The sequence below is a fragment of the Lactococcus termiticola genome (assembly GCF_003116835.1).
GTDB lineage: Bacteria > Bacillota > Bacilli > Lactobacillales > Streptococcaceae > Lactococcus > Lactococcus termiticola.
In genome coordinates this window covers 48,279-60,715 of sequence record NZ_BFFO01000004.1, presented here as the reverse complement: position 1 = coordinate 60,715, position 12,437 = coordinate 48,279, and the positions used below count along the sequence as shown (strand labels likewise).

Below are 12,437 nucleotides of genomic sequence, written 5' to 3'. Positions count from 1 at the left end.
TCGAGCCCTTCGGTCTCGCCATTTGCCTTTTTCATAGTAAATCATTCAGATTCCTTCCGCTCCACTCATTCCTTCCCAACCTATAAAAGGTTTAAGATTTTAGGCACGAGTGGAGTTCCAGCCTTTTGGATAAATTGCCGTGGCATAAGGCAAATTTGGAGCCTAAAGTCTCCAAATTTAGCAATGAGACCGCAAAGCGGTCTGCTTGCGGGCCCCACAGCAATTTAGCCGAAAGGCTGAAACGGAACGAACCAATACAGCAGACTGAAGCCTTTTATAAAAGGCCTTTTGCTTTCAAATTTTCTGTTGAGCTCTTGAGCTCAGGCTGTCCCCATTGGCTGACCATGCGTTCTGACCAGGTGGAGTCGACACGACGTTGGCCTGCATAATCAGTCTGGACCTTATCGTAAGCCTTGATGACTTCTTCATCTTGGACGACATATTTCTCAGGAAAGACGACCGTCTCATAAGGCAGACGGGGCTTGACTTCATTGAGTCGGGCTGGCTTACCTAGGGCAATGCCAAAGAGCGGGTAGGTATAGTCTGGCAGGCCCATCACATCTGAGATTTCAGCCGACTGGTCACGAATCAAGCCGACCATAACACCGCCGTAACCCAGGCTTTCCGCTGCGACCAAAATATTTTCAGCAGCCAAAGCCGCATCAATCGAGCTGATAAGCAGAGACTCTACACCAGCTGGCTGGAAATCCCCACCGTTCATTGTGACCGCCGTCTCCGCCCGCTTGAGGTCGCCAACAAAGACGAGATAGTGCGAACTATTAATAATCGACTTCTGAGGCTGGTGCTCGTAAATCGCCTCTTTTTGCTCTTTGCTCTTGACGACGATGATTGAGTAAGACTGGAAATTCTTCCAGTTTGAAGCGGCTCGTCCCGCCTCAATCAGGTCTTTGATGACCTCATCGGGAATGACTTCCTCCGTAAAATTACGAACAGAAGTATGTTTTTTCATTAAATCAATCACATTATCCATGTCGGCGATTGCCTCCTTCTAGTCTAAGTTCACGAGCCAAGTATTTGATTCGTTCCATAACACGCTGTGCAGGCCATATATCTTCTTGACGCTTGGTTTCAGCAAGGTGCTGTGTAAGATCTTCCATCGAAAGATTTGATGTGAAGAAAGTTGGTAAGTCTTCTTGCATACGATGTTGAAGGATAACTTGAAGAATCGAGTCACGAATCCAAGCATTGTTGGTTTCCCCACCGATGTCATCAAGGACTAAGACCTCAGCACGCTTAACTTCTTCAGCTCGTTCAATAACCGTATCAAAATTATTTCCAAGAACAAAGGTTGGGTAGTGAATCAGTGTTGTGGTAATGCCTTTTTTAGCAAGCTCTGTCGCCATGGCAGCCATCATATAAGACTTTCCTGTCCCAAAATCTCCGTAGACATACAGGCCTTTTTCTGTTTTTGGCTCCGCAATAAAATTGGAAATCGCTTGATAAACCTCTATCCGAGACTTATCGTCCAGAAGGACATCCTTCCATCGCACATCTTTCATCGTCTTTGGTAAGCCGATGACTTGAACGCGCCGCCGCTGCGATTGATTTTCTTGAAGTGCTGCCAGTTCAGCTGTCGTCTTATAAGAGACATCCGCATAGCCTTGATTCATAACAAGCTTTGGTTCATAGCCTGATGTTGCTGAATCTTCACCAGCATCAAAAGCAGCTTTAGCTTTGACATATTCATAAAATTTAGAATAAGAGCGTTGAATCTCATCTGTACTTAGCTTATGTTCTGCTATAAAAGCCTTTACTTCTGGATGAGCCAAAGTTTCAGCAACGAGGCCATCAAATTGCTGCTTGATATCGCCACGTTTTTTTAGGATTTCACCAATTGACTCCATTTACTTGTCTCCTTCAATTTTCCTGAGGGCTTCCTCACGGATACGGTCAAGCTCAGCCTGCTCTTCGGCAGTGGTCTGATTCACATAGTTGCTATTTGACCATTCGGGGGCTTTCTTAACTTGCTTTTGAGCAAATGCAGGCTTCGTTTGTAGTTGCTTCGCCTGCTTCTCTTTTTGCTGAGCTCCCCAACTTCTAATCCGCTCAATCGCTTGCTCAGCTGTCAAAATCTTGCTGGCTGTCCAGTCATTGGCCAGGTTTTGAGCCTGGTTTCGGTTGATGTTGGCCTTTTGTTGGACGGCTAAATAATAATAGAAAATCAGATTCTGAACTTCTGGACTGATGTTAAACTTGCCCAGATCCACCAGAAGGTGCTTCTCATCGTCTGTGATGCTGGTATTCTTTTGCTTCTTCAGACGGAGCAAGAAGTCTTCTGGCTTGTGAGCCTTGGCCGTTCGGATGATTTCCCGCTCGGTGACGGTCAAATCCGTCGTCTTGGCCTGGCCTGAAGCCTTAACAGAGAGCTTGTCCAGCATCCTACTGGTATTGATGGTCTGATCCTCGTTTAAGTTTTCAGTCGCCAGTGTAAAAAGCTCAAACCAGTCGAGGCCAAATTTATCAGCCATGCTGACGATACTGAGCGTGTCAGCCCCTTCATCATTAAAGCGGATGCTCCGGTCCCGCATGATTTTCTTGAAATTGTAGAGGTCAAAATTGCTTCTTGAGGCCCGGATACTTGGCCCCTTGTCAAATTGGACCGGATAAACATCTGAGAATTTTTTAGAAATCTCCTGGCCCTTGAGCTCTTCTCTGAAGCTGAGGGCTGAGACCTTCTGCTCGCCGATATAATAGGCCAGTAGCTGCTTATAAAAGTCATCGGCCATAAAGTCGTCAAAGGCCAGCGGGCTCATCAGCTCGATATAGAACTCATCGCCCCCATCTTCAGCAATCCTAATCAGGCCAATAGCAGAGAGACGTTCAGTCGCCTCTTCAAAGTCATTGACACTGCAGTCGAGATAGTCCAGCAGGTCCATAATCCGGCCCTGATAAAAGGTCCGCAAGAGCTGGTAGACCACATAGGCATCCTTGCCGATAATCGGCAAATAGAGCAGGCTAAAAGCGTCGGCATCAAAGCTGACCTTTCCTCGATTCACAATATGAAATTGATCTCCTGCTCGCATAGTCTTATCTACTCACTATTTCTATTTCTTGGTAATGTTTTTCAGAAGCTCTTCCAACTCCTGGACGTCCTTAAATGAACGGTAGACGCTGGCAAAGCGGACATAGGTAATGTCATCAATGCCGGCCAGTTCTTCCATGACCAGCTCGCCGATGGTCTCGCTTTCGACCTCGTTACTATCGAGCTGGCGGATTCGTTGCTCGATTTTATTGGTCACAGATTCGATGTCTTCAGATGAGACCGGCCGTTTGTAGGCCGAGCGGACCAGGCCGTCGATGATTTTCTGCCGGCTGAAAGGCTCCCGCTTGTCATCCTTCTTGATGACCAAAATCGGCATTTGTTCGATGCGTTCAAAGGTGGTAAAACGGTTGCCACATTCTTCACAGACACGTCTGCGACGGATGGCATCCTCTGCCTGGCGTGAGTCGACGACTTTAGAATGTTCAGATTGGCATTTTGGACATTTCATGGCATTCTCCTTATTTTTTAGGGAATTGGGCCTCGAGCCGGTAGATGACCTGGCCTTTTTTAGAAAATTTCATTTCGTATTCGGTCATGACGTTTTCTTCAGCAAAAGCTTCGTCTTTGTGAAGGTCCAGCCAGACCTTTTGCAGGGTCATGCCGTATTGGCTCATACTGGCCAGTGAATACTCAAAGAGGCCCCGGTTGTCCGTCTTAAAGTGGACCTGACCCTCAGATGGCAAGATTTCCTGGTAGGTCTTGAGGAAGTTGGCATGGGTCAGACGACGTTTTTCGTGGCGAGTCTTTGGCCAAGGGTCTGAAAAGTTCAGGTAGACCAAGTCCACCTCGCCTGGAGCAAAGTATTCGGTTAGCTGAGAGCCATCGACCAGCATCATCTGGACATTGGGCAGGCCTGCTTCTATGGCCTTGTCAAGGGCATAGGACAGGACGGAGAGTTGCATGTCAATGGCGATGTAGTTGATATCTGGGTGCTTTTCTGCCATGCCGGTAATAAAGCCACCTTTTCCGCATCCGACCTCGATATGGATGGGATGATCATTGCCAAAACGCTCAGCCCATTTCCCCTTGAAATCGGTCGGATTTTGGACGACGATTTGTTGATTTTGCTCGAGGAGCTCTGCTGCTCCTTTACGATTTCTTACGCGCATAAACTTCCTTTTTAATAGCGAAAAGGAGAGGTCGCCCTCTCTACATTCCTAGAATAAATCGTTGAAGGCTCGAAGAGCCAGGATTTCTTCATTCACATTTTTTAAGTCACCATGGCCTGCGTCCACAGCAATCTGACGTAGGAAGCTCAATTTCCCATACCAGGCAATCTTCTCCATCAGCTTATCCGTCGGGACATAGCCAGAATACTGGAGCCAGGCCTTCCAGTCAGAAGGTTTGATATAGTGGCTCAGAATATGGGCAATGTCGACACAGGGGTCGCTCAAGAAGACCGTGTCCCAGTCGACTAGATAAAGCTTTTGGGTCTTGTCTTCAAGCATCCAGTTCTTGTGGTTGACATCGCCATGGACGACACGAATCTCATCTTCTTTGAGCTCAGGGATACTGGCCTTGAGCTCTGCGATGACCTTGGTCAGGTAAGAATTGGTCTTGAGCAAGTCGACGGAATTTTCCGCCTGCTCAAGGAGTACAGCCGGCGTGACCAGCTGACTTCCCATTTTCTTATAAGACTCGACCAGCTTGTGGGAGCGGTGGAGGTGGGAGAGGATGACGTTGATCTGGGTGTCCGTCATGTCGTCTGGGCTCAATGTATGACCAGAAATCCAGGGCTGGGCTGAGAGCGTATCGCCCTCGATGGTCCGGCTGGTCCAGAGGACACGTGGCGTGATGCCTTCCATGACGATGGATGCCAGGAAGGGGTTGCCGTTCTTTTTAATGAAGAGGCGTTCCTTGTCTACTCTGGCTGAGTAGGCATTGCCTGAACTTCCCTTGATAGGGGTCATGTCCCAGTTCATCCTTCTCCCTCCTTTCTATAGAATGTGAAATTGTATTGACTTATTTGTGGTCAGGGTAGTGAATCAAAATGGTCTGTGTCAAAATATCAGCGTACTGGTAAGACTCAGTAGTCTTAGGGCCACGCAGGGGGATATTTTCGATGACAAAGTGCGTGGCATAGGCTTCAATCAAATTGACCTTATGACGGTTTTCCCGCTTACGGCCAAATTGCGATGTGATTTCAATCGTTTGACCCAAGTGAGCCTGCACTTGTTCACGAATATCGACGATTTTTCCTACTTCTTGATTTTGATTATCCAATTTTTACCTCTTTCTCTTCTTTTTGAAGAATTTGGTTGGGGTTTCTGCTCTTTGGGTCCGTTTCGTTCCAGAAATCTGCCCGATTGACCGTGTGGCCACAAGCGAACGGCTACGCCGTTCCATTGCTAAATCGTGAGCCCCTACGGGTCTCCCAATTTGCCAATTTTCACGGCCAATCGGGCAGATTTCTTCCACTCCACTCGTGACTATTTTATAATCACCAAAAACTTGTCGTGTTAGTGGTAAGCTACTCCATGAGCAGAGACCTATCCCAAAAGGTCCTCATTCATGTTGTAAATAGGCATAAGTGGAGTCACAGTTTTTACGCAAAAACACTGTGAAATATGGCAAATGGCGAGACCAAAGGGCTCGACATTTAGCAATGGAAGCCGAAGGCTTCGCTTGCGGCCTCACAGTGCTTTTGCGAAAAAACTGTGACGGAACGCCCAAAGACATTCGCTAGATATTATAACATGAATCAGGCCTAAAAATCTAGTCTGGAAAGCGATTCTCGATGTTTGAAAAGCGGTTATATTCCTTGAGGAAGAGGAGCTCTACTGTCCCCCGGCTTCCGGAGCGGTTCTTTTCAATAATGACTTCGACCTTGTTATCGATTTCCGCAGGCAGGCCTGGGCTTTCATCGTCGCTGTCTCCCCGCTCATAGTAGTCATCCCGGTATAGGAAGGCAACGATGTCGGCATCCTGCTCAATCGAGCCGGATTCACGGATGTCGGAAAGGACAGGTCGCTTGTCTTGCCGTTGCTCCACCCCACGGGAGAGCTGACTGAGGGCAATGACCGGCACCTTCAATTCTTTCGCCAAAATCTTGAGTTGACGGGAAATCTCAGAGACCTCTTGTTGGCGGTTTTCCCGGCCAGTCCCTGAAATCAACTGGAGATAGTCAATGACAATCAGGCCAAGGTCATTAGTCTGGGCTAGCTTTCTTGAGCGAGCACGGATTTCTGTGATTTTAATCCCTGGCGTGTCATCAATATAAATATCAGAGTTTGCCAGCGTCCCCATGGCGATAAAGTACTTGTTCCACTCTTCATCATCGAGCTGACCGGTCCGCAGGTGCATGGACTCAATCAAGCCTTCAGCAGCCAGCATCCGGTTGACCAGGCTCTCCGCCCCCATTTCCAGAGAGAAGATGGCTACGGCCTTCTTCTGCTTGGTGGCAATGTTTTGGGCGATGTTCAGTGCAAAGGCGGTCTTACCCACGGCGGGACGTGCGGCCAAGATAATTAGCTCTTCTGCGTGAAGGCCGGTCGTCATGGCATCCAGCTCATGATAGCCAGTCGCAATCCCTGTGATATTCGAGTCCTGCTGGGCCCGCTGTTGCAGGTCGTCATAATTGAGCTCAAGGACATCAGCAATCTTGCGGAAGCTTGAGCTATTTCTACCCTGCTGGACATCGATTAAGGCTTTTTCTGCCTCAGCCAGGATGTCCTCAGCCGGACCGTCCTGCTCATAGGCCTTGTCAACGCTGGTCGTCAGCTTTCTGATAAGCTGGCGAAGGAGGGATTTCTCAGCGACAATCTTGGCGTAGTATTCAGCATTGGCAGCCGTCACTACGCTATTGGCCACCTCAGCAAAGTAGGACACCCCGCCAATGGTCTCAAGGTCGCCCTGGCTCTCAAGGCGGGAACGGAGGGTCAGCGGGTCGATGTTGATCCGGTTGTCGCTCAGGTGCTCCATGGCTTGGAAGAGAATCTTGTGGGCCGTCTTATAGAAGTCGTCGGCAGTAATAAATTCCTTGACTTCAATTAGGCGGTCTTCATCCAGAATAATCGCCCCCAGGACAGCTTTTTCTGCCTCATCATCCTGGGGCGGCGTCCTCAATAGGTTAATTTCTGGCATGCTTAGGCTTCTCCAACCCTGACTTTAAGCGTCGCTGTCACATCCTTGTAGAGCTTGACTGGCACGTCTTTGATGCCGAGGGCACGGACAGGATTGTCAAGGACCAGCTTGTGCTTGTCGAGCTTGATTTTATACTGTTTTTCCAGGGCTTCAGCGATTTTCTTAGAGTTGACCGCACCGAAGAGCCGGCCGTCTTGACCCACCTTTTCGCCGATTTCAACGATAAAGTCTTCGGCTTCAAGCTTGGCCTTGAGCTCTTTTGCTTCAGCAAGGAGTTCAGCTTCCTTCTTTTCGTTGGCCTTGGCTTGGCCTTTGACCTCAGAGATGGCCTGGGCTGTCGCTTCCTTGGCTAATTTTTTCTTGAAGAGAAAGTTTTGAGCGTAGCCTGATGGGACTTCTTTGACTTCGCCTTTTTTTCCTTGGCCTTTAACATCTGCTAAAAATACAACTTTCATGAGTTACTCCTTTATTAATTTTCTTGATGATTTTTAATGATTTGAATCAGGTCAGCCTTGACTTCAGCCATGGGCTTTTCATAAATCTGGGCGGCCGAGCTGTTGAAGTGGCCACCACCGCCCATTTCCTCCATGATGCTCTGGACATTAAAGCCGTTAAATGAGCGGGCGGAAATAGAAATATAGCCATTGGGATGATGGCTGAGTGCAAAGGCTGCCTGGACACCGGCCATGTCGATCAGTGTATCAGCGGCCTTGGCCGTGGTCACAGAATCATACTTCTTGTCTTCTGGTGCCACTGACAAGACCATCTTGTCTGCGACCATTTCAGCTTGAAGGACGATTTCATTGACCTGCTTGTAATCCTCAAAGTCGGTCGCCATCATAGACTTGATGAGGTTGTTGTCAGCCCCCTGACTTCTCAGATAGGCGGCTGCCTCAAAGGTCCTTGAGGTTGTTGACTTGGTAAAGCCCTTGGTATCCATTGAAATCCCGGCGAGGACCACTGAGGCCGCAGGGACAGACATCCATCTGCGACCGCTCGAGTGAAATTGCAGGAGCTCGACAGAGAGCTCAGAAGCTGAGCTGGCCGACGACTCGATATAAGAGAGCAGGGCCTGATTGGGGAAGTCTTCATCACGGCGGTGATGGTCAATAACGACCACCTTGCCAAAAGACTTGTAGAAGTCCAGATTCAGCGTCTGAGCGGTCTTAGAATGGTCGACCATGATCAGCAATGAATTGGCCTTCTTGTGCTTCTTGGCCGTCTGGAGCCTGAGAATATGGCTCTGGCCGTCTTCAGTCTGATTGAGCATCTCAATGGCCCGGCTCACGTCTGGCAGGAGTTGCTCTTCATCGTAGACGACGAAGGCCTCCTTGCCGGTCATGTTGGCAAAGGCCTTCATGGCCACGCCGGCCCCAAAGGCATCCATGTCGGGATAGCGGTGGCCCATGATAAAGACATTGTCTGACTCAGTCATGATGGTCTTGAGGGCGGTCGCCACGGCACGTGCCCGGGTCCGACTCTTTTGAGAGACCGACTCAGAATTCCCACCAAAGTAGACAGGATGGGCGTTTTGAGCATTTTCTCTGACGACCACCTGGTCGCCACCCCGGACCTGTGCGAGTTCGAGGTTGTTTTGAGAGACCCGGCCGATATTGGGGAAGTCGTCGAAACCGTAAGAGACCCCGATAGAGAGGGTCAGTGGACTGCCTTGTTCAGCTGACAAGGTCCGAAATTCATTGAGGATAGAAAACTTATCTTCCATCAAAAATGATAAAGTCTTATAATCTGAGAAGAAATAATAGCGTTCAGCATTGAGGCGGCGGAGATAGATGTTCTTCTCCTTGGTAAAGTCCTCCAAGAAGCTCGTAATAAAACTGTTAATTTTAATCCGCTCAGCATCTGAGAGGAGGTCGGTCGCGTCGTCGTAATTGTCAACAGAAATCGCGCCAATCACGGCCCGGGCATCGTTGTAGTCGCCTCTGAGCTCGGCTTCTTTGGTCGCTTCAGCCAGGTAAATCAGCTTCTTTTCTTCATCGATGCGGATGCTGTATTTCCGGTCGCCGACGGCCAGATAGCCCTCGTCGCTGGCTCTGACCACGATGTCCTGGATGGTCTTGGCTGTCAGCTGACTTTCATTGCCCCGGTAGATAAAGTCGACATAGGGGTTGAACCACTCAGGCTCAAAGCTCTCTGCCGTATAGCGGATGACACCGATTGGCATATTGTCAAGCGTGGCATTGAGCGAGTTTTCAGCCTCGTCATTAATTTTTCGGATAAAATTAAAACGGCGGATTTGGTTTTGTCTGGCCTGCCTCAAAAGTAGGATGCTAATGACGATATTCAGGACCAGTAGATAGACGAAAATGATCCGTTTTTCTTCAAACAAAAAGAGGCCTGCCGTCTGCAAAATTTGGACAATGACCATCATAGCGATGATAAAGCGGGTCAAGCGATCATTCTCTTGCATCAGATTTCCTCCTCTCTGATTTTATAACATTTCTGCTAATTTTTCTTTTACTGCGGTCAGACTCGGAAAAATCTGGTCTGCCGCCTCTTGATTCATACCAAAACGGTCATCCTTGATGGCCCAGCATTCGAGGCCAGCCGCCTTAGCTGAAGCGATGCCTTTTTCTGAGTCTTCGATGACGATCACTTCATCTTTGGCGAGCCCCAAGGCCTCAAGCGTGATCAGGTAGATTTCTGGGTCAGGTTTAGAGTGCTTCAGGTCAGAGCCAGAGCGAAGCAGTTCGAAATATCCTGCCAGCTCATTGACCTTGAGATTGTGCTCAATATCTGACATGGCTGTACTTGAAGCCAGTGCCATCCGGATGCCTTTATTTTTCAGAAACTCTAAAATATCTCTGACATCTGGAAAGAGCAACTCTGTATAGGGCAGGACATTGCCCTTTTTATGCTTATCATAGGCTGAGAGAATCTTTGCTTTCTCCTCAGGACTGTAGGCATCGCCTAAAATCTTGTCCCAAACATCCTGCATCTTACCACCGATGAAAAAGCTGTGGGGAAAGCCGGCCAGAGAAATCCCCTGACTGGCAAAGAAATCCTCCCGGCGTTTCAGATAGTAGTTTTCAGTGTCTACCAGGACACCATCCATATCAAAGATAATCGCTTTTACTGTCATAAATACCTCGTTTCTATTATAACACATCTAGGGGGAGATGTCCGGGCTTTCTTTAGCTGGGGTGTTTGGGGCTGGAAATGCTTTTTTTGTTTGTGCCTGGGATTCGCTTCACTCCGCTCAAGCTGGAACTAATCGGCGGAACATGGTCTTTGTTCTAAACTGCCGATGATTTTCAGACGCTTCGTTTCGCTTGGGTGGTACTGCTAAGCTTTGGCGGTCTAATTTGTAGGCTCTCCTACTTCTCTCAATGAAACACAATATTACTATCCACCGCAGTGATGGCAAAGGCCTTATCAACAGGCCAGAATGATAATTGACCTCTCACAAACGCACACCGTCTTTCACAAAATTACCATCTGGACCACTGAGCTTCTCGCCAGATCCTTCTATATGCTTCCACGCAAACTGTTTATCCGTCAAGTCCAGATTACTTGCTCAGGCAACCTTCATGTTTTGCAATGTCAAGACAGTTTCCTCGACTCCTCGCTTTGAAATGAATAAACACATAAACACAGACAGATCCACCCTTACAGCACTCGCCAAGCAAAACGTAGTGTGGGAAGTTCATCGGCAAATTAGAATTCAGACCATGTTCCGCCGATTAGCTTCCCCTTGAGCGGAGTGAAGCGTATCCCAGGCACAATCTATATATCCCGCATATAAAAAAGCCCCGTACATGGGACTTTTCTTACGTTTCCGGAAATCCATCAATCCTCCACATCCAACTGTGGCCACTTCTTCTTAGCCACCCGCTTCTGGCGGTCGAGCTCCCGCTTGATTTTCCGCTCGGGGGCAAATCGCTCCCAGTGCTTTGGCTTCAAGATTTTATGGGTCTCTGTGTCAAAATGGGCCTTGCCGTCTGGGAAAATCTTGGCCATATTTGAGGTGTGGACGGCCTGGAAGATTTCATAAGGGTCAACACCTGAGAGGACCAGACTACCATAGGTCAGATAGAGCAGGTCCATCAAGGCATCGACCTGACCGGTCAGCTTGTCCTCTGGATGTTCTTTGCGTTTGACCTTCTTGACCGCCTTGTCAACATCGGCGTGGAGCTGGTCTACCAAAAGCCTAAAGACATCCGGATTGTGCTCTGAGGCCGCATAGAGAAATTCCACGATTTCCTCGACCTTAAAGTCAGCCCGGTGGCTGGCCTCTTCAGCCTCGTAGGCAATCGGGTATTCCTGGGTCCGACCGTCCATCTTCTTGTGAAACTCCTTGACCTGGTTGAAATTCCGGTCTTTAGACACAAAGGACTTGCCGGGGATATATTGGACCAGACCATAAAAATCAAGGGCCTTGGCAATCCCATCCTGGTTGTTGCCGTCAGTCACGTAGTCGGCGACCTCCTTGATGGCAGGGCTGGCATTTCCCATGGCCACACCGTAGCCGGCCGCTTCAAGCATGGAGAGGTCGTTGTCAGAATCCCCAAAGCAGACGGTCTCGTGGATATCAAAGCCGTAGTGCTCGCCCAGCCACTGGATGCCTGAGAGTTTACCAGCATCCTTTGGAATCAGGTCAATCGAGTAGGAGTTTGAGCGTGTAATCGAGAGCTCAGAGAACTCGGCCGCGATGCTGTCGGTCTCCTTGGCGGTCGCCACCATCATCATCTGATAAATCGGTTCTCTTAAAAGTTTCAGGTAATTATTTTTTGGAGCAAGCCTGCGGACGACGTGCTTAAAGGAATTTCTCGCGATGCCTGAGGTCCCTGAAGGAAGGATGCCTGCCAGCATGCTGGCAAGTCGGGTCTCGCCAAATTTCAAGAGGCCTGAGCCACCAACACCGTGGGCAGTTCCCAGCGAGATTTCCCGGGCATTTTTCTGGGCATAGCGGATGAGCTTGCGGACAACCTTCTTGTCCATCGGCTTTTCGTAGAGGACTTCTTTGGGGGTGAAAATATATTGGCCGTTGTAAACGACGGCAAAATCAAGGCTGAGCTCTTCCATCAAGGGCAGGCAAAAGGCCGGGCCTCGCCCTGTGGCGATGCCGACATAAATGCCGTTCCGGTGCAGGTCGACGATGGCCTGCCGGGTTGAATTTGAGACGGACCGCATCGAGTTAAATAGGGTCCCGTCCAAGTCAAAGAAAACTGCCTTGATTTCCATTGCTCCTCCGTATGAATATGAACTTGGCTTATAGATTAAATTATAAGCTATTTTTATGTTTTTTTCACTGCTTAGGCAAAAATCCTTG

Annotated in this window: 11 protein-coding genes and 1 pseudogene; all 12 read right to left on the bottom strand. The window is 48.8% G+C overall.

From position 1 onward, the window contains the following. Positions 1 to 274: 274 nt before the first annotated feature. Positions 275 to 991, bottom strand: coding sequence for an NADPH-dependent oxidoreductase (locus NtB2_RS03900; RefSeq protein WP_109245641.1), 717 nt, complete (start codon positions 989 to 991; stop codon positions 275 to 277). Further along, positions 984 to 1,865, bottom strand: coding sequence for a primosomal protein DnaI (gene dnaI / locus NtB2_RS03895; RefSeq protein ID WP_109245640.1), 882 nt, complete (start codon positions 1,863 to 1,865; stop codon positions 984 to 986). Before dnaI ends, NtB2_RS03900 begins: the two co-directional genes overlap by 8 nt. Further along, entirely contained in the window at positions 1,866 to 3,044 is a 1,179-nt protein-coding gene (locus NtB2_RS03890) for a replication initiation and membrane attachment family protein (RefSeq protein WP_109245639.1), read from the bottom strand. It lies immediately after the preceding gene. A gap of 21 nt (positions 3,045 to 3,065) precedes the next feature. Next, positions 3,066 to 3,512, bottom strand: a complete 447-nt coding sequence (gene nrdR / locus NtB2_RS03885) for a transcriptional regulator NrdR (RefSeq protein ID WP_109245638.1) — start codon at positions 3,510 to 3,512, stop codon at positions 3,066 to 3,068. Positions 3,513 to 3,522: 10 nt separating this feature from the next. Beyond that, positions 3,523 to 4,176 (bottom strand): annotated as a pseudogene (gene trmB / locus NtB2_RS03880) (tRNA (guanosine(46)-N7)-methyltransferase TrmB); the annotation flags it as partial. A 45-nt stretch (positions 4,177 to 4,221) separates the two neighbouring features. Further along, positions 4,222 to 4,986, bottom strand: a complete 765-nt coding sequence (locus NtB2_RS03875) for a phosphotransferase family protein (RefSeq protein WP_109245636.1) — start codon at positions 4,984 to 4,986, stop codon at positions 4,222 to 4,224. Between the two features lie 40 nt (positions 4,987 to 5,026). Continuing rightward, on the bottom strand, positions 5,027 to 5,287 hold the full coding sequence (locus tag NtB2_RS03870) for a Veg family protein (protein WP_109245635.1): 261 nt from the start codon (positions 5,285 to 5,287) through the stop codon (positions 5,027 to 5,029). 492 nt (positions 5,288 to 5,779) lie between these two features. Then, the gene (gene dnaB / locus NtB2_RS03865; RefSeq protein WP_109245634.1) at positions 5,780 to 7,147 is read right to left on the bottom strand and encodes a replicative DNA helicase; all 1,368 of its coding nucleotides are present in this window, start codon (positions 7,145 to 7,147) and stop codon (positions 5,780 to 5,782) included. Positions 7,148 to 7,149: 2 nt separating this feature from the next. Continuing rightward, positions 7,150 to 7,602 (bottom strand): 50S ribosomal protein L9, encoded by a 453-nt coding sequence (rplI, locus tag NtB2_RS03860; protein ID WP_109245633.1) that lies wholly within the window; start codon positions 7,600 to 7,602, stop codon positions 7,150 to 7,152. 14 nt (positions 7,603 to 7,616) lie between these two features. Then, entirely contained in the window at positions 7,617 to 9,575 is a 1,959-nt protein-coding gene (locus NtB2_RS03855; RefSeq protein WP_109245632.1) for a GGDEF domain-containing protein, read from the bottom strand. A gap of 21 nt (positions 9,576 to 9,596) precedes the next feature. Then, positions 9,597 to 10,247, bottom strand: a complete 651-nt coding sequence (locus tag NtB2_RS03850; RefSeq protein ID WP_109245631.1) for an HAD family hydrolase — start codon at positions 10,245 to 10,247, stop codon at positions 9,597 to 9,599. A gap of 707 nt (positions 10,248 to 10,954) precedes the next feature. Continuing rightward, complete coding sequence (locus NtB2_RS03845; protein WP_109245630.1) at positions 10,955 to 12,349, bottom strand: HAD-IIB family hydrolase; 1,395 nt, start codon at positions 12,347 to 12,349, stop codon at positions 10,955 to 10,957. Positions 12,350 to 12,437 lie beyond the last annotated feature (88 nt).

Bases quoted from the DNA above. Each gene is read 5' to 3' on its own strand.
- nrdR (WP_109245638.1), bottom strand. From the start codon at position 3,512: ATGAAATGTCCAAAATGCCAATCTGAACATTCTAAAGTCGTCGACTCA.
- dnaI (WP_109245640.1), bottom strand. From the start codon at position 1,865: ATGGAGTCAATTGGTGAAATCCTAAAAAAACGTGGCGATATCAAGCAG.
- rplI (WP_109245633.1), bottom strand. From the start codon at position 7,602: ATGAAAGTTGTATTTTTAGCAGATGTTAAAGGCCAAGGAAAAAAAGGC.
- NtB2_RS03900 (WP_109245641.1), bottom strand. From the start codon at position 991: ATGGATAATGTGATTGATTTAATGAAAAAACATACTTCTGTTCGTAAT.
- NtB2_RS03875 (WP_109245636.1), bottom strand. From the start codon at position 4,986: ATGAACTGGGACATGACCCCTATCAAGGGAAGTTCAGGCAATGCCTAC.
- NtB2_RS03855 (WP_109245632.1), bottom strand. From the start codon at position 9,575: ATGCAAGAGAATGATCGCTTGACCCGCTTTATCATCGCTATGATGGTC.
- NtB2_RS03845 (WP_109245630.1), bottom strand. From the start codon at position 12,349: ATGGAAATCAAGGCAGTTTTCTTTGACTTGGACGGGACCCTATTTAAC.
- NtB2_RS03890 (WP_109245639.1), bottom strand. From the start codon at position 3,044: ATGCGAGCAGGAGATCAATTTCATATTGTGAATCGAGGAAAGGTCAGC.
- dnaB (WP_109245634.1), bottom strand. From the start codon at position 7,147: ATGCCAGAAATTAACCTATTGAGGACGCCGCCCCAGGATGATGAGGCA.
- NtB2_RS03850 (WP_109245631.1), bottom strand. From the start codon at position 10,247: ATGACAGTAAAAGCGATTATCTTTGATATGGATGGTGTCCTGGTAGAC.